Below are 19479 nucleotides of genomic sequence, written 5' to 3'. Positions count from 1 at the left end.
AACTGAATATTTCGTCAGTATCGACTCGCTGCCGAGAGCGGCCGCCACCATCCACGACGCAGCTGCCGCACCCGCCCGTCGACGAATTGACTGAATGCCGCCGCTACGGAGTTCAGCTCCACCAGCGCGGAGTCACCCACTCGACGAGATATACGGAAACCCTTGCTGAACTTCAGTATCCAGAGAGCTCATCAAGGAACGGCTCGAGCGCCGCTTCCACTTCGAGGGTGGGGTCGAGCGCAGCGGCCGAACGCAGCGCCGCCAGCGTCAGTTGCATGAGGCAGTCGACCACAGCGTCGACGTCGAACGGTTCATCGTTCTGTAGCCAATAGACGGCGGCCTCGTCGATCGCGCCGGCAATCGACCGGATCATCATGCGCAAGGCCTGATTCTGCGGGTCGAGCCCCAGCAGCGAGATCCAGGCCTCGATGGTCTGCCACCGGCCTGCCTCGAGCACCTCCCAGGCCTCGGGATCAGCGCCCCGACCACCCAGCACCAGGCGCAATGCAAGCCCCCGATGTGCGGCCAAAAACCTGAACTGCGCGGTGAACGCGCTGCGAATCTGCTCGACCGGCGACATTTCGGGACGCAGCACGTGGGTCCGCAAGATGCGATTCGACGTGTCCCGTATCACCTCCAAATAGAGGCCACGCTTGGTGCCGAAGTAATGGAACACCAGCCCATGGGCGGCATCGGCTGCCCGGCAGATGTCAGCCACGGCCACCTCGTCATAACTGCGCTCGGCGAACAACTCGACCGCGGCATCGACGAGGCGCTGCCGGGTTTCGGCGGCCTGCGCGGCGCGCGAGGTCAGTCGGCTCTTATCGGTCGTCTTAGTCATTGCGCCCTCCATCGCCGAACACCTCTCCGCCCGATAGTGCCCGTCGACCTGGGAAAAGACAAGTTGATTTCAAGTCATTGACATGAAATCAATCAAATGGCTACCCTGCTTACCAGGGCACATGATGTGGCCCGAATCACCCGCCCGCCGCGGTAGCAGGACGGCTACGTCGCACCGTTGCCGTGCGCCGGTCAGGGCGGATCGCACAAGGAGGCGACCATGGATGCCCAACCCCCAGGGTTCTCGTGGAGTTATTGGATGAGCAACAGCTTCGGGACCGAAGCCACGCCGTCAGCGTTGACCACGCCCAGCGGTCCGGACCAACTGCGGCTGGCGTTCGGTTGCTTCCCCAGTGGCGTTATCGCGGTCTGCGCAATGCGCAACCAACGGCCCGCAGGCATGGTGGTCAGCTCGTTCACCTCGGTGTCGCTGGACCCAGCGCTGGTGTCGATCTGCATTATGAACAGTTCCCAGACCTGGGCGTCGCTGCGCGATGCGCCCAGGCTGGGGCTCAGCATCCTCGGTGACGAGCAGGAGCCGACGTGCCGGCAATTGGCGTCGCGCTCCCCGGATCGGTTCGCGGACGTGGAATACGAGTGCACCGCCGAGGGCGCCGTGTTGCTATCCGGCGCGACAGCCTGGCTGGACTGCGCCCTGCACGACGAGTTCCGCGCAGGCGATCACACGATCGTCGTGCTCGCCATCCGCGGCCTGCACGCACATCCCACCGCACGCCCCCTCGTTTTCCACGGCTCGCGGTATCGCCGTATCACCACTTGACGGAGATCGAATTCAGCAGTACCACACCATCTTTCATCCAAGGAGCGACAATGAAGATCGGTAACCTCGGTGATCGCCTGGTCATCGTGACGGCAGCCGGAGCCGTCGACGTCGAACGCGCCAGCGGCGGGCGTTTCGCCGCCGAGCCGCAAGCAGTGTACGAGCGCTGGACCGCGTTCCGGGAGTGGGCACACAGCGCCGACCTGTCCGCCGCCGAGCCGTTGGACCCCACACTCCTGCGCCCTCCGGCTCCACGCCCACCACAGATCTTCGCCATCGGACTGAACTACCGACAGCACGCCGCCGAGTCCGGTCTCGACCTGCCGAGCGACCCGCTCGTGTTCACCAAGTTCGCGAGCTGCCTGACCGGTGCCCACAGCAGCATTCCCGTACCGACCGACGGAACCGCCGACTGGGAGATCGAGCTGGCGGTCGTGATCGGTGTCGGTGCCCGCAACGTCTCGGCCGACCGCGCCTGGGAGCATGTCGCCGGCGTCGCGGTGGCCCAGGACATCTCCGAGCGCTCCGTCCAATTTCGAGGTCCCGCACCGCAATTCAGCCTCGGCAAATCTCTTCCCGGCTACGGCCCGATCGGCCCCTGGTTGGTCACCCCCGACGAGCTGCCCGATCCCGACGACCTGCACATGACCTGCACGCTCAACGGAGAGGAAGTGCAGAAGACAAGTACCAAAGACATGATCTTCCCAGTGCCGCAGCTGATCTCACGGTTGTCGGCCTTGCTCCCACTGCTGCCGGGTGACCTGCTGTTCACCGGCACACCCGCCGGCATCGGCAGCGCGATGAATCCGCCGCGCTTCCTGGAGCCCGGCCAGACCCTGATCAGCCGGATCGACGGTGTCGGCGAACTGCGAAACCCCATCGTCGCCGCCGATCCGGCGTGAACCTGCCGAATTTTCGACCACCACAGTAATTTTGGAGTACGCATGACCACCGTAGAGAACGACCGGACCGAGACCATCGAGGATGTGCTCACGCGCATCGCCGAATTGGCGCCGCTGATCCGGAAGAATGCCGCTGCCAGCGAATCGGACCGGCGAGTATCCGAGGAGACGATCGCGGCGCTGAAGGAAGCCGGAGCGTTCCGCGTCGTGGCGCCACGACGTTTCGGTGGCCTGGAGGCCGGCTTGCGCTCACTGCTGGATGTGTCGTCGGCGGTCGCCGAGGCCGACGGCGGCGCGGCATGGGTAGTCATGCTGTCGAACACCAATGTCTGGACCACTTCCCTGCATCCCGGTCGCGGCCTCGACGAGGCGTTCGCCGACGGTCCCGACACGATTGTCTCCGGCGTGCTGGCACCCTCGGGCAAAGTTCGTAAGGTGCCCGGCGGCTACCGGGTGGACGGACGCTGGCCATACGCCTCGGCCAGTCTGCACGCCGATTGGACTACCAACGGGGCACTACTGGTCGACGACAACGATCAGGTGCTCGACCAGGTCGCGGTGGCGATCCCCCGGGCAGACTTCCGGGTCGAGGACACCTGGTATGTCGCGGGAATGCGCGCGTCCGGCAGCAACACCATCGTCGTCGAGGACGTGTTCGTCCCCGAACATCGCGTTGCTTCGCTCGGCCCGTACCTGGCTGGTGAGCACATCTGCGCCCATCCCGATGCGCCCCTCTACCGGGGGGCCTTGACGTCGTTTCTGAACACGGCGGTCACGGGACCGCAGTTGGGTCTCGGCCGGGCCGCGCTGGACCTGGTCCGCACCAAGGCGGCGGAAAAGGCACTGGCGTACACCACGGTCACTCGGCAAGCCGACTCCGTCGCCTTCCAGATGCTGGTCGCCGAGGCCGCGATGAAGATCGAAACCGCCCACCTGCACGCCTACCGGGCAGCCGATGACGTCCAGGCGCACGCGGACGCCGGAGTGTTCCCGGAGCTCATCGCCCGCGCCCGGATTCGCGGTGATGTCGCGATCACCTTGCGCAGTATCAACGAGGCGCTGAACATCCTGCTCGACGCGCACGGCGCCGCATCGTTCGCCGAAGTCAATGCCATGCAGCGGATTTGGCGCGATTCCAACGTTGCCGCGCGGCACGCGGTGACCCTGCCGCACGTCTCGATGGAAACCTACGGCAAGGCTCTGCTCGGCATCCCGGAACACATCACACCGCTCATCTGAGCAGCAGGCCGATCCGACGCAATCCGCCGAGGGCGTGCAGGCCACGCCCTCGGCAGCGGTGACGCTTCGCCGAATGCGACTCGAACCAGGCGCACGTACCCCCGAGCGAGCGGACCACTATGGTAAGTACTGAACCGTACTTCCCAGGGAGGATCCGACGTGACCGAGACCGCACGCATTCGGCGGCCGCGCATGACGCCTGCTCGCGAGTACGAGCTGCTGACCGCGGCGCTGGATCTGCTTCGCGAGGTCGGCTACGAGGGGTTGTCGATGGATACCCTTGCGGCGCGGGCACATTGCAGCAAGGCGACGCTGTATCGGATGTGGCCGAACAAACCACAGCTGATCGCCGCCGCCCTGCGCGCCACCGGGCCGACCGACGCAAAAGATATCGATACCGGAAGCCTGCGGGGCGACCTGGTGGCCATGGCCGAACGGTTCGTGCCGCGGGCACAGCCGGACACCGCACTGATCGCGGCCCTCAATCACGCGGTATTGACTCATCCCGATTTGGCAACCACGCTCCGAACCGTCCTGCTCGAACCCGACACCGCCGATCTCGCCCGCTTCATCGACCGAGCGGTAGAACGCGGAGAATTGCCCACCCGGCCCCCCGCCGCAGAGTTACTGTCCCCCTTCTTGTTCGGCGTCTTCGTCACGCGACCGGTCTTCGACGGTTCCTTCGCCGACACCGATTACCTCATCCGCTTCATCGACGACATCCTGCTACCCGCATTGCACTACGGCTCTCATTGACCACATCCGGTTCACCTCGGTAGGGACCGTCTCGGAGCCGTAGCGGTGAGACGCACCTCACACTTCAAATAGTACGGTTGCGTTTCTCCCATACTGCTGCCAATCTTCTTATAGAACGACTTCGTACTATACGAGAGGCGCGGTCAATGCCGGAGCACACGACTATCACGCTGTCCAAAAACGGCCCGAGCTTTCCCGAAGGTTCATCCCGAAGCCCTAGCGGCACGCGGTGGTTGCTGCTCATCGTCATCGCTCTCGCCCAGCTGATGGTGGTCCTCGACGCGACCATCGTGAACATCGCGCTGCCATCGGCGCAGCACGACCTCGGTTTCACCGACGGTCAGCGCCAGTGGGTGGTCACCGCATATGCCCTCGCGTTCGGCAGCTTGCTGCTGCTCGGCGGCCGCATCGCCGACCTGTTCGGCCGCAAAGCCACATTTCTCGTCGGCCTGATCGGCTTCGCCGTCGCATCCGCGGTCGGTGGTGCCGCACCCAGTTTCGAAATGCTGGTCGCGGCCCGGGCCGGACAGGGCCTCTTCGCCGCACTGCTGGCCCCGGCCGCGTTGTCGCTGCTGACGACCATCTTCAGTGAGGGGAAGGAACGGGCGACCGCTTTCAGCGTGTACGGCGCGGTGTCGGGTGCGGGTAGCGCGATCGGGCTGCTGCTCGGCGGTGTGCTCACCGAGACATTGACCTGGCGGTGGACGCTGTTCGTCAACCTGGCCTTCGCGCTCGTGGCCGCCGTCGGCGCGGTCGTGATGCTCCCGCGTACCCGCCGCGACCGCACCGCACGGCTCGACTTGCCCGGCATCGCATTGGTGTCGACAGGTTTGTTCAGTCTCGTCTACGGCTGTACCAACGCGCAGACCGACGGCTGGGCGGACGTGTCGGCCTGGGGGTTGCTGGTGGCCAGCGCCGTCCTTTTGGCAGGCTTCGTGTGGTGGCAGACCAAGACCGACCACCCCGTCCTGCCGTTGCGAATCGTGACCGACCGCACCCGCGCCGCCTCGCTGGCCGCGATCTTCATCAGCGGCGCGGGGATGTTCGGCATCTTCCTGTACTTCACCTACTACCTGCAACTCGATCTCGGCTACACACCGATCCGTACCGGCCTGGCGTTCATGCCGATGGTCGTGGGTCTGATGATCGCCGCCATGGTGGCCAACAATGTTCTGATCCCCCGGATCACCCCCAAACTCGTCGTGCCACCCGGTATGGCGATCGTCGCGATCGCACTCGTGTGGATGACCACCTTCGACGTGAGCAGCGCGTTCCTCACCCACGTGCTGCCCGCACTGTTCGTCGCCGGTTTCGGTATGGGCTTGATCGTGGCGCCGGCCATGAGCGCCGCCACCCTCGGAGTCGCGGCCGCCGACTCCGGTGCCGCGTCCGCGACCGTGAATGCCGCACAGCAGGTGGGCGGCTCGATCGGAACCGCGTTCCTCACCACCATGTCGACCAGCGCAGCCAACGACTACCTGGCATCCCACGGCCCCGTCGGTCCCGATGTACTAACCAACGCTCAGCTCACCAGCTACGCCACCGCCTACTGGTGGTCGGCCGCCATCCTCGTCGCCGGCATGGTCGTCACCGCTCTGCTGTACCGCCGCGGTGTTCTCGAACAAAGCGATTCGGAGACGCCGACGGTCCACATGTGACCCACAACCCGAGAGGAGACAGTCATGGTCAGCAGTACCGCAGGCATCTACCAGCGGGTTTCCCTGGAAGTATCGGAGCGGTGATGCGGCGGCGAATGACTTTCGCAGCATTTGTTGCAGCTACGGTCCTGGCCGGGGCGGCGGCACCGGCGCTCGCGTCCCCGGCCGAGCCCGACGCCGTCCCCACCCCGACGATGGGCTGGAATAGCTGGAATTCCGGAATTCCATTGAACGAGAACACAATCCGGGAAACAGTCGATGCCATGATCGCCTCCGGTATGCGCGATGCCGGCTACCGGTATATCAATCTCGATGCCGGCTGGGCGGCACCCCAGCGAGATTCGCACGGCGACCTACAGGCCGATCCGGACAAGTTCCCGCACGGCATCGCCGCACTCGCCGACTACATCCACGACCGCGGTATGTCCCTGGGTTTGTACTCCAGTCCCTACAACCAGACCTGCGGGCAGACACTCGCCACAGCCGGCCTCGGCCACGAGGACCAGGACGCGCGCCAATTCGCCACATGGGGTGTGGATTACCTCAAGTACGACTGGTGCCGCGCCGACGCCGACCACAACGAACAGGTCAGGGTATTCACCGCGATGCGAGACGCGTTGCGCGCCACCGGCCGCGCGGTGGTCTACAGCATCAACCCCAACAGTTCCGAGGACACCGACGCAGGCACCACCTACGACTGGTCACAGATCGCCGATCTGACGCGTAGCACCGGCGACCTGATCCCGTTGTGGCGCAATGATCTACCGGCAACGAAGATCGGCGACTTCGACACCCGCGGATTCGTCGGCGTCATGGATGAATTCGCGACGACAATCGCGCACGGAAGTCAGACGGGTCGCGATCCGGACATGCTGGTCGTCGGGATCACCATGGCCGAGTTCTTGGGCGCGCACACCGACGGCATGCCCGCCATGGCGGCGAAACAGGGTGCGTTGTCCGCCGAGGACGCCGCACGTCTCGGTACCGGTTTCCGCATTTCCCCGCAGTTGCTCGACCTGCTCCGCCGACAGGACAGTCTGACCATCGCCGAACAACGCGCCCACTTCACGCTGTGGGCCATGCTCGGCGCACCACTGATCGCTGGCAACGACGTGCGGACCATGTCCGCCGAAACCCGCGACATCCTCACCAATCGCGAGGTCATAGCCATCGACCAGGACCCGACGGACGCGCAGGGTGCCGCCTTGCCGGATGACCATCGCATCATCGTCAAACCACTCGGCGACGGCTCCGTCGGGGTGGCACTGTTCAACGACACCGATAGTCCCGCCACCATCGAAACCACCACCGCGGCAACGGGACTCGCACCGTCAGAGCGATACCGGGTCCGCGATCCATGGGCACACACGACCACAACGACAACGGGCCCGATCACCGCCCACGACATCCCGCCACACGGGGTCGTCTTGGTGCGGGTAGGACCCGAGAGTTCGAGCTGAACACCGTGGTTCTGCCCGAAACACTCTGCGACGCTTGGACTCCGGTCTCGGTGATGGTGTCTTCCGGGTCAGGCGTCGGGCAGGCGCCCCGGGCGCGCAACCCCGCGACGACAATATCGGCGATGAATTCCACGTGGGCGCGGACCGAGGCCGGATCTAGTGGGTCCAGCGGATTCAATTTCTCGGCGAACAGCGTGCGGCCGAACGACGAAGTGTTGGCCGTGCGCGACCAGGAAGTGCAGGCCGCGGTGAGCACACTCGGTCGGCCAGCACATTGGACGACCGCATGTCCAGCACGACCCAAGTGCCGCCGATCGATATTGCATCAGAGTCCAAATCGACGGCTTCGATTTGGCGCGCGGTCCAAGCGCGGGGCCGGCCGGCGCGGGTTGACTCGGTGGGGTGAGCATCAACCTCCTCCGCTACTCCACCGAATCGGGCGCCACTGGTTGGGGCGTCGTTCGTGGTGAGCGAGTACTGCCGCTGCCCGGCGAGTACCCGACCCCCACCGAGGTGCTTCAGGAAGGCGCCGCGGTAGCTCGACGCCTGCTGACGGAATCCGGTGATCCCGGCATCGAGATGGCAAGCGTCACTGCGCTCAACCCACTGCCCGGAGCGAAGGTCAACTGCCAGGGCACGAACTACCGAGCGCACATGGCCGAGACCGGAATGGACCCCGACCAACCGTTCAACCTGTTTTTCACCAAGTCCACGGGATCGCTTACCGGTGCGCACGACGACATCGTCACTCCGCCACACGTACGGCTGCTGGACTACGAGATCGAACTGGGGATCGTCATCGGCAAGGCGATCGCCGGCCCCGTGACCGTGTCCGCGGCGAACCTCGAGGACTACGTCGGGGCTTTCGTCGTCGGAAACGACGTCAGCGCCCGGGATGTTCAGCTGTCCCAGGGGCAGTACTACAAGGGCAAGAGCTACCGCACCTTCTGCCCGGTCGGTCCCTACCTCTGCGTGCCGGACCCCGGCGAGGTGCACAGGTGGAAGGACCTGCGGCTCAGCCTCGCGGTCAACGGCGAGACCCGGCAGATGGCGCTGGCCGGCGACATGGTCTTCACACCCGCGGAAACTCTCACGGAGTTCTCTCTGCTGGAGGACTTCGCGGTGGGTGACTTGTTGCTCACCGGCACCCCCGGCGGGGTGGCCATCCACCCGCCCAAGCCGATCGTGCAGCGCCTCGCCGGACTGCTGCCCGAGGCAAAGAAGTGGGACCTGTTCATACGGATGCAGTCCCGCAACCCCGCCTACCTCGCGCCCGGAGACATCGTCACGGCGTCCATCCGCACCGACGATGGCGCACTCGACCTCGGCACGCAGCGCAACACCGTGCGTTGACCGAGAAACCACGGAGAACGAGCGATGTCCGAGACCACACCACCGGCCAACCTCGAGGCGCCGCCGTGTCCGAGGTAACCATCGTCGGCGCCGGCGCGACCGGATGCACTCTGGCGCTGCTGCTGTCGCGCTACGGCATCGCCAGCACCGTCCTGGAACGCCGGACCGACCCGTTGAACCATCCGGCCGCGCATGTCATCAATGCCCGGTCCCAGGAAATCTGGCACCACGCCTCCCCGGAGCTGGCCAAGCAGATCAGCGCGCTGGCGCCACCGGCCGAGCAGGTCAGTGTGATCCGCTGGTTCAGTGAACTGAACGCCGCGCCACTCGGTGACATCGACCTGCTGGCCTTCCCTGAGCAGGTGGAACGCGTGCAGAACCACAGCCGGTACCTCATCTCGCACATCGGCCAACACCAGCTCATGCCGGTGCTCTGGGATGCCATCGAAGCGGATCCACATGTCGACTTCCGTCGCGGCGTCGAAGTTCGCGACGTGACGATGACGCCATCGCATACCACGGCGCATGTGGCCGGTCCGCGCGGCGGCACGACCGAGATTTCCTCGCGATTCATGGTCGGCACCGACGGCGCCAACAGTGCGGTGCGTGCGGCTTCGGGTATCGCGATGCGCGGGCCGGTGCTGGCCAACATGGGCAGCGTCTTCTTCAACGCCGAGCTGTTCACCGACGGCATCCGCCCACTGCTGAGCTGGATCTACTCCCCCGCGCTGTGCGGGGTGCTGATAGCACACGCCGACGACGACTACGTGCTCATGACCCCGTTCCTGAGCGAGCACCAGGAGATCGCTCGTGACGGCCGCGCGTTCTGGGCCCGGACGCTACCGCGAGTGATCGGACACGACGTCCCCTTCCAAATGCATTCCACCGGCACCTGGACGATGACCAGCCAAACCGCCGAGACCTTCACCCGTGCCAACGTGATCCTCGCAGGTGACGCCGCCCACCGGTTTCCGCACACCGGCGGTTTCGGTCTCAACAGCGGCGTGCAGGACGCGCACAATCTTGCCTGGAAACTCGCCGCCATTCTCGAAGATCGCGCGCCGACCGCGCTACTGGACAGCTACGAGCCGGAACGGCGACCTGTCGTGGAACGGTTCGCCGAACAAAGCGTCGAGAACCACTTCCTGCTCGACGAGGTCATGGCTGGGCTGGCCCCGGGCAACCGCGCTCTCGCCCGGGTAACCCGCGCTTTCGCCCATCCTGCCGTCGATCGCCGCTCGGCGGGGATCGTGGAGCGCATCGCTGACGCCATGATGAACCTGGCGATGCGGCCGACCGCGAAACTGCTGGGCGACAGCGCCGCGGCGCGCGACCGACGCGCCACGGTCGGATCCCGAATACCGGCCCAGTTACAGCATTTCGCCTCCACCGGACTCGAATTCGGCTACGCCTACTCGGGGGCGCTCATCCGGACCGAGCCGACGCCGCAGCCGATGAACGACGACGGCGTGGTGGACTACGTGCCGACGACATGGCCCGGTGCCCGCGTACCGCACACGTGGCTGGCCGGTGCCGGCGACGCCGTATCCACACACGACCTGCTCGACCTGCGTGACTACACCCTGTTCACACCCGCCCCACAGGCCTGGCGTACCACCGTCCCCACCACGATGCCCGTCACGGTGGTGGGTCTGGACGCCGCGATTGCCTCGAACCGGCAACAGGTGCTCGACCTGTTCGAGGTCGGCGAACACGGCGCCGTGCTGGTCCGGCCCGACGGGCACGTGGTCTGGCGCACCATGGCCGACGCCACTACCGCCGCAGTAGAGCTGGAGCAGACGGTCAGCGGCTCAGTGATCTCCACCGGCGAGGAAGGCGTCGCACCATAAGCGCCCTCGCCGCTATACACCGGTCGCGAACTGAGGTGCGAGCCCGGATGTTCCGGCGTACTCGGCTCGGCCGCGCTCGGCTTCGATGCGTAGCAGTCGGTTCTACTTCGCGGTGTGTTCGGAGCGCCGCCATCTGCTGACCGGCGACGGGCGCCCATCGAACCCCCTGGACAACGCGGCCACTCCGCCGGTCGCGGCACCCGAGCGTTGAAATCGGGCGCCCGAGCACCAAGGCGTCGTGACTACAACGTCTTCCATGTGATGGTCGTCTTGTTGCTGCGCGATGTCGTACCGGGACGGGTGCCTGCCCCCTGTTCGAGCAGCGTCGAGGGGTCGTCGCCGGAACGCAGTCGCTCCAGAAGGTAATCGGGGTCGAATTCGACGCCGACCGGGTTGGCGGCGAAGGCACTACCGGCCAAGTAGTCGGCTGTGGCGGCGGCCGTGGCGAAGTTCTCGGTCTGGAACTCCAGTCGAATGCCGTCGGGGTCTTCGTAATACAGCGAGGTGGTCGGTCCGTGGTTGATGGACCAGACCGGGCGGATCCCGATCTTCTTCAAGCGTTCGTAATTCACCAGGAGACGTTCCAGGGAGCCGAAAGTGAGTGCCAGATGGTCGACTCCGTAGAACTTGCGGCGGAAACGCGCCAGCGGAAACAGGTAGCGCAGCACCCGCGGCACTTTGATCAGCGCGAGGCGGTGGCTTTCGTGGTCCCAGACCAGGAATGCGATCTGCTTGTCCTCATGCACGACGCGGGCTCCGAAAACCGCGCCGTACCAAGCGATCATCTCTTTGCTTCGGGCGGTCTTGACCACCCAGTGGGCCAGTAGGTCGGGTGCGGCCGGGTTGGTGGAATTCGGGGTGGCCTCATGAGTCATGGTGTCTTGTCCTCTCGGTCGACCGCGTTGCTCGATGCGTTCGAGGGCCTCGGCCGCCGGATTCACGGACAACCAGGTCTCCCGAAAGGGGCACCGATGTTCCGCCGAAGCGGTGCCGGACACGGATATGTAATACCCATCAGCCAACCCCGGGGCGCCCCTGAGGCGCTTGGACTGCCATGCAAAGACTCGTCGGCACTTTGGACCCGAACCCATACAACAGGCAGAGCCGCAGTCAGCATGGCGACCGGTCACTCATCGTCGAGAACCACCGCACCCAACTCCTCGGCCAGCGCGAGCGCGGCTTGCAACTGCATGCGCCGATCACCGATCTTGCGACCTCGCATTTGTTCCGCACGCTGCACGCGGTAGGCGACGGTGTTCCGTGCTACGTGCAGCCTTTCCGCAGCCGCGCTGAGGCTGCGTTCGACATCGAGATAGCACTTGAGCGTCGCGCGAAGAACAGCCGTGGCCTCCCCCCGATCCGCCAGCGCACCCAGCTCACGGAGCACGAATTCGCGGGCCCGGTCCGAACGGCTACCGAGCATCGCGACCAGATCGAGCTCGCCGTAATCGAACAGCCAGCGCTCGCCGGAACCCAGCATGCCCACGTGGGCGACCTCCAATGCCTGTTGATGGCTGGTGACGAACCCTCGAACGCCCGCAGCCGGCAAGCCCACCGCCACGCGGACACCGTCCGCCGGCTGCTGCTGTGCCGGGTCGGGTATGGCCGGAGGTCGGCGAACGCTCGCACCCCACGCCCACACCCGGCGACCTCCAACCGGTATCACCAGCGTCGACGAGCATCCAGCCGATTCCAGCAAGCCTGCGGCCATGTCTTCGAGCCGCGTTGCACCAATGGGGACATGCTCGTCGGACCAACCGATCACAGCGAGATGCTGCCTGGTCAGGTCATAGCCCAGCAGGCGCAATGCCCGATCGAACGGCACCGGGTCACCGCGCAGGATCTCCTGGATCAGCTCCATCCGCGCCGCGGCCGAACTCGCCACCCACGCCTCATGCGCATCGCCGTATGCCTGTGCCATCTCGCTCGTGAGCCGATCGGCGATGCCGAACGACAGTGCGGTGATACGCCGCATTTCCGCGAACCGTTGCGGTGCGGGCACGAGTTGTTCGGCGACGTCGAGGATGTACTCGACGACCATCGAATGGCCCACCTGAATGCTGCGCAGCATATGTTCGATGCCGACGCCGCGGCTCACCACCTCGGCGGGTCCCAGCAAGACGCCAGGGGCAGCCTCGACCGTGAAGTCCTTGACACCCGCGATCGCCCCGACGGCTTCCAACGCCACCGCTTCGCAGCCGCCGCGCACCATCTGCACGATGCCGTCCACATCCAGCTCGGGGATCTCGACCAGGATATGTGCCGCCATCGCCTGACCGAGCTCAACGGCGTACCCGGCAGCACCGGTCCCTACCTGGGCGGCGAACTCCGCGACCTTCTCCGGCGGCAGCATCGAGCGACGCAGCGCCGCCGGATCCGCCGGGGCGAGCTCTCGCACCCACTGCAGTAGACCACTGGACGCCGAGGTCATCGGCACGCACGCTCCTTCCTGGTCTGCAGCCATCGAGCCGGCGACCTTTGATGACGATTTCGTCAATACTATGCGGCGCTCTCACCGCAGGTACGAAGTGATCAGACCTCAGCCTCGCGGTTCGACGCGTACCAGACCTGTCTGGAATGCGATGACCACGAGTTGTGCGCGATGCCGAGCGCCGAGTTTTGTCATGGCACGCTGAACGTGGGTGCGAATAGTCAACGGGCTCACATACATTCGCTCGGCGATCTCGTCGTTGGACAATCCCTGCGCCACCTGCACGACGACCTCGCGTTCGCGCGCGGTGAGCACGTCGAGAGATTCGGCGGGTGCGGTGTGCTGTTCAGGGTGCGTGAGGAAGCGGGCGATGAGAGCCTTTGTGGCAGTTGGGGAGAGCAGGGTGTCTCCGGCGGCGATCGCGCGGATGGCGCTGAGCAGTTCCTGCGGTCCGACATCTTTGCCGAGGAAGCCGCCGGCACCGGCGCGCAGGGCTCGCGCGACGTACTCGTCGAGTTCGAAGGTGGTGAGGACGAGGATGCGCGTGGCCAGGGACTCGTCGCGGCAGATCTCCTGGGTGGCGGCGAGTCCGTCGAGTTCGGGCATGCGGATATCCATCAGTGCGACATCGGGTTTCGTGGCTCGTACGACTTCCAGAGCCTGTCTGCCGGTTCCCGCGACGCCGACCATCTCCATGTCGTCGTGTCGGAGGTAATCCGCTGAACCAGGCGAATGCGGTAGGCCACCCGGCAGTGGCCTACCGCTCGCCGGTCAGCTCAAACGCGGGTGGGGGCCAATTCGGGCACATCGAGATGACGTAAGCGCTCGCCCTCGACATCCACGTGCGGCAAGATCTGCTGCAGCCGACGCGGCAGCCACCACGCCTTGTCGCCGAGCAGTGCCAGCACGGCCGGGACGATGGTCATCCGCACGATGAACGCGTCGAAGAAGACCGCCGCGGCGAGGCCGACACCCATCATCCCGTCCTTACTGATCGCACCTACTCGAAAGGGGTTGAGCGCGTTCGCCACCTGGGGGCCATGTGCGACATCGGCCACCACCTTTTCGACCGCGGCCTGGTTCCCGGCGGCAGTGATCTGCTGACCCGGCGGCGCCACGAAAACGATGTGCGCGTCGGCGCCATCGGATTTGCCCCCGGGAACCGTTGATCGAGCAGGTCGAAAGCCTGCTGCGATTCCGTGCCGGCAATCGACATCTCGCTCTCGGCCGCCTCGGGGGCTCTTGCCGCGCCGAACACCAGCGCGGCCGGCAAACCCACCCAGAGCAGCACGACCATACGCCGCTTTTCGAAGCAGAACCGACCCAGTCGGTCGAGGAATTCAGCCACGACGTCGATCGTCGCTGGGCGGATCCGTAGTCGACATCGTGCACATGCAGGCTATTGGCAATACTGCATATGCAGTACAACTGTGTTGGACAGAACTCGCCACGCGGGATCGCGCGCCGCGCATCCGAGCGCCTGGCAACGGCCTTAAGCTGGGAGAAATGAGTACACGACCGGGGTTGCGGGAACGGAAGAAGGCTGCCACCCGCACCGCGATCGCCCAGGCCGCCGCGGCACTGACTAACGAGATCGGTTTGGACAAGGTCACGATCGACGCTATCGCCGAAGCCGCCGACGTCTCGGTCCGCACCTTTCACAACTACTTCACGAGCAAGGAAGCAGCCGTCGAGCACGCCGTCCGCAGCAGCTTCGACGACATGGTCTCGGCACTGGCCACCCGGCCCGCCGAGGAGGGTGCGTGGGACGCGCTGCTGGCCGTCACTCTCGAAATGTTCGAAGCGGTACCCGGTGGCATCGATGGAGTCACCGCCATGATTCGGACCGTCGAATCGACGCCCGCCATGATGGCCAGGTACACCCTCGCCCGCATGGACGATAAGCAGCGGCTGGCGCAGGTCGTCGCGCGGCGAACCGGCACCGACGCCGCCACCGATCTGTATCCGATGCTCGTGGTCGCGGCTTCGGAGGCGGCGGTCGAAGCCGCAGTAGCGTTGGCGGACAAGGGATCCGGGCGCGACTTCGAGGAGCTGCTGCGCGAGGCGTTCGAGCGCCTGCGACCTGCTCTGAACCAACCCGGAGCAGACTCTTAGCATTTTGCCAGGCTGTGCAAACTTGCCGAGGTATGCAAGTTTGACTTAGCCTGAGAACGGACACCGAGCCGGACTTCACTCAGCGGCGAATCGACGTGTCACCACATTTCACCGACTACACTCCCGCCCGAGAGGTGGTTACCTTTCCATGTCTGCACCCGCTGTGGAAATAGCTTCCACGAAAGGCCGTTTACCCGCGCTACCTTCCCTTACCGGGTTGAGATTTATTGCCGCCTTCGCGGTATTTCTCTTGCACTCGGGATTTCTGGTCCAACTATTTCCGTTCTCGACCTCGGACGCCTCGAAAAAGCTGTCGGACGTGGTCCCGCTGCAACTCGGCGCAACCGGCGTCGCATTTTTCTTCCTGTTGTCGGGATTCATCATCGACTGGTCATACGACAGCGCCAAGGACACCATCCGCGCATTTCTTCGGCGACGGGTATTCAAAATCTTTCCGTCGCATCTGATCACCGCCCTCATCGTAGTGGTCCTGCTCGGTTTCCCACTCGCCGAACTGGCCGGTCAGATCCCGAACTTCCTGCTTATCCATACCTGGTCGCAGGATTGGGGCACCAGTGCGGAATTGAACAGCCCGTCGTGGAGCCTCTGCTCCGAAATGCTGTTCTACTTCCTCTTCCCATTCCTGGTGCCGCTCGTCAACCGGATCCGCGGACGAGCGATCTGGTGGACCATCGGAATTCTCTCCGGAATCCTGCTGGCGATACACCTGATAATCCATTTCGCCTATCCTCCCTTCGACATTTCGAGCATGACGTCGATGTATCCACCCCTGCAGAAATCGCCGGACATAACCTGGTCGGGCTACGATTATTCGGCCGCCATGTCCGCGTCCCCTGGTATGCCCATGTCCCCCGGGTCGGGCGGTAGTTCAGGAACATTTACGATGCCGACCAGCGCATGGCTGTCCTACCAATTCCCGCCCACCCGCCTGCTGGAATTCTTTGTCGGCGTCATGTTCTGCCGCCTGGTGAAATCGGGAATGTGGCGCAACACCAACCTCGGCTGGCCGCTGGTCGCCTGCGCCGGGGCCTACGCGCTGACCTATTACGTACCGATGGCGTTCAAGACATCCATAGTGATGATGCTGCCCCTCGCAGCACTCATCGCGACCTATGCGGCGCGGGATCTCCGCGGCATCAAGGGCATATACAGCAGCAGGCTCGGAGTATGGTTGGGCGACGTATCTTTCGCGTTCTACATGGTGGGATATCCCGTCCAGCTGTTCTTGCAGCGCAACATCATTGCTGGACACAGCTGGGGTTTCCAGGGCTATCTGTTCATCACCGCCTTGACCTTCGTCATTCAGCTACCACTGGCGGCCGCGCTCTACCACCTGGTGGACAAGCCGATCATGCGCCGGTGGGCACGCAAGAAGACCAAGGCAGCCCCGCCGTCCGACACCGCGAAAGAAGTCGACGAATCAGCGAAAGAAACCGCACTGAGTTCAGTAGCCGCTGTCTCATCCACCCCTTCATCGGCCGCAAATCCGGTACCCCCCACACAACTCCCCGATCCGAACCCGTCACGTGAAATACCGACGGCCATGAGGCCGTAGGCAACGGAGATGGGGACCGAATCCGATAAGGCCACGGATTCGGTCCTCAATTCTGTGCTCGAGGTTCGCCGCGGCGTACTCCCCCACCTCGCATGCGCCACACTCGCGCCGTCACAGCTCGGACCAGCGGCTCCTTCTTCCCGAACGTCCAGGGTTCGCCCGGTTTGACACCTACCGTAATAACGGTCACACTGTGACCCTTATTATGCTCAGCGCACAGTCTCCGGAACCCGGCATGGCTCGAGTTCGAGAAGCCAGCTCGTCCTGCCTGCTCATTCCCCGCGCCGCCCGGTCGCGGTTCGCCCGGCCCGCGCTTCTCGTCGCCGACCCCACGGCACCCACCCGTGCCGCTCACCACCGCACCGAGGAGACTTCGTGACCAGCCAGCGCTACCACCTGGGACGTCGACGTCTTCTGGCCGCGACCGCCGCAGCGGCGACCGGCGGATGGATGGCGACCCGCGCAGCGGGCTCAGGGGCGGATCCTCTTGTCCCGCAACCAGAACCAACAGTCGACGTCGACGCGCCGCCCTCACCCAGGGTAGAGCCGTTCGTCGACGAGTTGCCCGTCCCAGCTGTCGTGCGCGGCAACCAGACCCTGACTGTCGGCGCCGGCACCCACCGCTTTCACCGCGATCTCGGTGTCGCCCAGACCTGGTCGTACGGCGATGCACCCTACCTCGGACCAACTATCGAAGCGCAGGTCGGCGAGGCGATCGAGCTGACCTTCACCAATACCCTCGGCGCACATCTGTTCGCGAGCGAGGTCGACACCGCGCTGGACGGAACCACCGACCAGGACCGGGTCGCACCCCGCGTCGCGGTGCACCTGCACGGCGCGGTCACCCCACCGGACATGGACGGTCACCCCGAAGACACCTTCCGCCCCGGCGAAACGAAAATCTACCGCCACCACAATCGCCAAGACGCCGCCACTCTCTGGTACCACGACCACGCGATGGGCATCACCCGCCTGAACGTGGTAGCAGGCCTGGCCGCCTTCTATCTGCTGCGCAACGAGTACGACACCGGCACCGCCGCCAACACCCTCGGACTGCCCAGCGGCGAGTTCGAAATACCGCTGGCGATTGCCGACCGCCGTTTCAACGAGGACGGCTCACTGCGCTTCAAGACCGTGCGCTGGATTCAAGAGGGCCGCTGGGAAGGCGGCATGTTCGGCGACCTGATCACAGTCAACGGTGTGGTCCATCCCCGTTTGTCGGTGGCGCGCGGCATGTACCGGTTCCGTGTACTCAACGCATCCAACTTCCGCGAATACCAGCTCTCGTTCTCCAGCCGGACTCGGTTCTGGGTCATCGGCAATGACAGCGGTCTACTCGATGAACCCGCGTACATCGACGAAGCAGCGATCGCGCCGGGCGAACGGCTCGACATCGTCGCCGACTTCACCGGTCTCGGCGCGGGCGACACCGTCGAGTTGATGAACACGTACGAGTATCCACGGGGTGAAGCCGAAATCATCGGCGCCCAGACCATCAGCAGTCTTATGCGGTTCATCGGCACTGGAACCACAGGCTTCACCGCCGCACCGCCGGTCACACTGCGAGGCGGGCAGAAACAGTCTCCCGCTCTGCCACTCGTGCACACCGCGGACCGGCGCCGCATCGTTACCCTCAGCCAGTGGCCGGCGACGACGTGGCCGCCTTTCACCAACGTCATGAACAACCTGTGCTACCACGACGATCCGATACCCGAACCACGGCAGGGCAGCACCGAAATCTGGGAATTCGTCAACGTCTCCCCCGACTCCCATCCGATGCACCTACACCTGGTTCACATGCGCATCCTCGATCGCCAACCACTCGATGCCGTCGGATATCTCGCGGCGAATCCGGCGCCTCCGATAGGCACGTTCTGGGCGCCCGAGCCGGACCAATTCCTCAACGGCGCCCCCGAACCGCCGCATCCGTGGGAAACCGGCGCCAAAGATACCGTCATCTGCCCGGCCGGCATGGTCACGCGAGTATCGATCACCTTCCCCACCGCCGACGAGCTGGGCTTCGATCCCGACGCGGTGTTCCACACCGGCCACCACATGATGATGCAGGGCTACGTCTGGCATTGCCACCTCATCGACCACGAGGACGAATGCATGATGACGCGATACCGACTGCGCGCCTAGCCCTTTGCATCCCGCAGGGGAAAGCAAAACACTCAGTCGAAAACAGACGCACAGCGTTCAGTCGAAACACATCGGATAGCTTGATTCGTCCTGGATTTCGTAAGTCTTCGGACTTATCGAGAGATTCACGGCACCACCCGGACAGCGTCCGGTCCACGATTTCGCCCATACCGCAACATGTTTGCGACCGGGTACAGGACCAAAGCCGAACCAATCGTCAGAATACGACGACGGTCTCCCATCCAGCTACTTCCACTGAAGTACTGAAAATCATTGCAGCTCAATGGAATACAGACATCAGTGCGTTACCGCCGAGCCTGTACTACGCTTCAGCAAAGCACAATAGAACCACTCGTGCACACATCTGCACCAATAT

Annotated in this window: 16 protein-coding genes and 1 pseudogene; 12 read left to right on the top strand and 5 right to left on the bottom strand. The window is 64.6% G+C overall.

Translation table 11 applies throughout. The annotated features are described in order from the left end of the window. Window positions 1-172: 172 nt before the first annotated feature. Window positions 173-853, bottom strand: coding sequence for a TetR/AcrR family transcriptional regulator (locus ACIBW7_RS10485; RefSeq protein WP_397046016.1), 681 nt, complete (start codon window positions 851-853; stop codon window positions 173-175). 246 nt (window positions 854-1099) lie between these two features. Between ACIBW7_RS10485 and ACIBW7_RS10480 the strand changes: the two genes are divergently transcribed. The 8 genes from ACIBW7_RS10480 (at window position 1100) to ACIBW7_RS10445 (ending at window position 10839) form a co-directional block, all read left to right on the top strand. Then, window positions 1100-1621 (top strand): flavin reductase family protein, encoded by a 522-nt coding sequence (locus ACIBW7_RS10480; RefSeq protein ID WP_397046015.1) that lies wholly within the window; start codon window positions 1100-1102, stop codon window positions 1619-1621. A gap of 50 nt (window positions 1622-1671) precedes the next feature. Further along, complete coding sequence (locus ACIBW7_RS10475) at window positions 1672-2523, top strand: fumarylacetoacetate hydrolase family protein (RefSeq protein ID WP_397046014.1); 852 nt, start codon at window positions 1672-1674, stop codon at window positions 2521-2523. 42 nt (window positions 2524-2565) lie between these two features. Further along, window positions 2566-3762, top strand: a complete 1197-nt coding sequence (locus ACIBW7_RS10470; protein WP_397046013.1) for an oxidoreductase — start codon at window positions 2566-2568, stop codon at window positions 3760-3762. 159 nt (window positions 3763-3921) lie between these two features. Then, on the top strand, window positions 3922-4518 hold the full coding sequence (locus ACIBW7_RS10465; protein WP_397046012.1) for a TetR/AcrR family transcriptional regulator: 597 nt from the start codon (window positions 3922-3924) through the stop codon (window positions 4516-4518). 146 nt (window positions 4519-4664) lie between these two features. Beyond that, window positions 4665-6176 carry an MFS transporter gene (locus ACIBW7_RS10460; RefSeq protein ID WP_397046011.1) on the top strand — a complete coding sequence of 504 codons (1512 nt, stop codon included), beginning with the start codon at window positions 4665-4667 and terminating at the stop codon, window positions 6174-6176. A gap of 95 nt (window positions 6177-6271) precedes the next feature. Continuing rightward, window positions 6272-7636 (top strand): glycoside hydrolase family 27 protein, encoded by a 1365-nt coding sequence (locus tag ACIBW7_RS10455; RefSeq protein WP_397046010.1) that lies wholly within the window; start codon window positions 6272-6274, stop codon window positions 7634-7636. A 402-nt stretch (window positions 7637-8038) separates the two neighbouring features. Beyond that, window positions 8039-8989, top strand: coding sequence for a fumarylacetoacetate hydrolase family protein (locus tag ACIBW7_RS10450; protein ID WP_397046009.1), 951 nt, complete (start codon window positions 8039-8041; stop codon window positions 8987-8989). Window positions 8990-9054: 65 nt separating this feature from the next. Further along, window positions 9055-10839: an FAD-dependent monooxygenase gene (locus ACIBW7_RS10445; RefSeq protein ID WP_397046008.1), complete on the top strand. Its 1785-nt coding sequence runs from the start codon at window positions 9055-9057 to the stop codon at window positions 10837-10839. A 242-nt stretch (window positions 10840-11081) separates the two neighbouring features. Here ACIBW7_RS10445 and ACIBW7_RS10440 read toward each other — a convergent pair whose 3' ends face one another. From ACIBW7_RS10440 to ACIBW7_RS10425, 4 genes and pseudogenes are all read right to left on the bottom strand, one after another. Next, on the bottom strand, window positions 11082-11714 hold the full coding sequence (locus ACIBW7_RS10440; RefSeq protein ID WP_397046007.1) for a VOC family protein: 633 nt from the start codon (window positions 11712-11714) through the stop codon (window positions 11082-11084). Window positions 11715-11965: 251 nt separating this feature from the next. Beyond that, on the bottom strand, window positions 11966-13270 hold the full coding sequence (locus tag ACIBW7_RS10435) for a PucR family transcriptional regulator (protein WP_397046006.1): 1305 nt from the start codon (window positions 13268-13270) through the stop codon (window positions 11966-11968). A 108-nt stretch (window positions 13271-13378) separates the two neighbouring features. After that, window positions 13379-14023 (bottom strand): response regulator, encoded by a 645-nt coding sequence (locus ACIBW7_RS10430; protein ID WP_397046543.1) that lies wholly within the window; start codon window positions 14021-14023, stop codon window positions 13379-13381. A gap of 23 nt (window positions 14024-14046) precedes the next feature. Next, window positions 14047-14250 (bottom strand): annotated as a pseudogene (locus ACIBW7_RS10425) (MMPL family transporter); the annotation flags it as partial. A gap of 185 nt (window positions 14251-14435) precedes the next feature. Between ACIBW7_RS10425 and ACIBW7_RS10420 the strand changes: the two are divergent. From ACIBW7_RS10420 to ACIBW7_RS10405, 4 genes are all read left to right on the top strand, one after another. Then, entirely contained in the window at window positions 14436-14648 is a 213-nt protein-coding gene (locus ACIBW7_RS10420) for a hypothetical protein (protein WP_397046005.1), read from the top strand. A 128-nt stretch (window positions 14649-14776) separates the two neighbouring features. Next, window positions 14777-15385: a TetR/AcrR family transcriptional regulator gene (locus ACIBW7_RS10415; protein WP_397046004.1), complete on the top strand. Its 609-nt coding sequence runs from the start codon at window positions 14777-14779 to the stop codon at window positions 15383-15385. A 148-nt stretch (window positions 15386-15533) separates the two neighbouring features. Continuing rightward, window positions 15534-16961 (top strand): acyltransferase family protein, encoded by a 1428-nt coding sequence (locus ACIBW7_RS10410; RefSeq protein ID WP_397046003.1) that lies wholly within the window; start codon window positions 15534-15536, stop codon window positions 16959-16961. Between the two features lie 375 nt (window positions 16962-17336). Beyond that, complete coding sequence (locus tag ACIBW7_RS10405; protein WP_397046002.1) at window positions 17337-19103, top strand: multicopper oxidase family protein; 1767 nt, start codon at window positions 17337-17339, stop codon at window positions 19101-19103. Window positions 19104-19479: the final 376 nt, after the last annotated feature.

Source organism: Nocardia sp. NPDC049526 (assembly GCF_044465765.1).
In the GTDB taxonomy this organism is placed as follows: domain Bacteria; phylum Actinomycetota; class Actinomycetes; order Mycobacteriales; family Mycobacteriaceae; genus Nocardia.
Note: the sequence above shows the minus strand (reverse complement) of the source record. Positions and strands in the feature narration are given on the sequence as shown.